This window comes from Aminobacter sp. P4_D5 (assembly GCF_056401815.1).
The window spans coordinates 1-729 of the sequence record NZ_JBFUIP010000669.1 but is presented as its reverse complement, the minus strand read 5'-3'; the positions used below and the strand labels follow the sequence as shown (position 1 = coordinate 729).

The following is a 729-nucleotide window of genomic DNA, read 5'->3' as shown; positions in this document are numbered from 1 at the left end:
TCCCCATGTCGCCGAGAAGGTGCAGGGCGCGGGGCTGCTGGTCGGCCTCAAGCTGCTGCCCGAGGTTTCGAACGGCGAGATGCAGGCGGCCTGCGTGGCCGAGGGGCTGCTCACCGTCGCCGCCGGGATGAACGTGCTGCGGGTCGCCCCGCCGCTCATCATCACCGAGGCGCAGGTGGACGAGGCGCTGGCCATGATCGACCGCGCCTGCACGGCCCTCACGCCCGCCAAGTCTCCGGCCCTGGCCAAGTGAGCGCCGTGCTGAAGCCCATCGAGACGAGTGGCGCGCCGCGCCACTTCCTCGAGCTCATGGATCATGACGCGCTGACCCTGCGCCGCATGCTCGACCTCGGCTCGCGCGCCAAGCGCGGCGAGGTCGGGGGCAGGCCGCTGGCGGGCAAGCACATCGCCATGATCTTCGAGAAGCTCTCGACGCGCACGCGCGTCAGCTTCGAGGTCGGCATCCGCCAACTCGGCGGCGATGTCGTGACGCTGTCCAGCAAGGATACGCAACTGGGACGCGGCGAGACGCCGGCCGATACGGCGCGCGTCCTGTCCCGCTACGTGGACGCGATCATCCTGCGCACCGACCGCGTCTCCAAGATGCGGGAGCTGGCGGAATTCGCGACGGTGCCGGTCATCAACGGGCTCACCGACGTGTCGCATCCCTGCCAGCTCATGGCCGACGTGATGACCTTCGAGGAGCATCAAGGGCCGATCGCGGGTCAG

Annotated in this window: 2 protein-coding genes; both read left to right on the top strand. The window is 69.5% G+C overall.

Going from position 1 to position 729, the window contains the following annotated elements; all coding sequences use genetic code 11:
- Nucleotides 1–253 (top strand): aminotransferase class III-fold pyridoxal phosphate-dependent enzyme (locus AC1DWF_RS34230; protein WP_476842932.1); only part of this gene is annotated, 253 nt, incomplete at its 5' end.
- Nucleotides 254–258: 5 nt separating this feature from the next.
- Nucleotides 259–729: Rossmann-fold NAD(P)-binding domain-containing protein (locus tag AC1DWF_RS34225; protein ID WP_476842931.1), on the top strand; the 471-nt coding region annotated here is incomplete at its 3' end.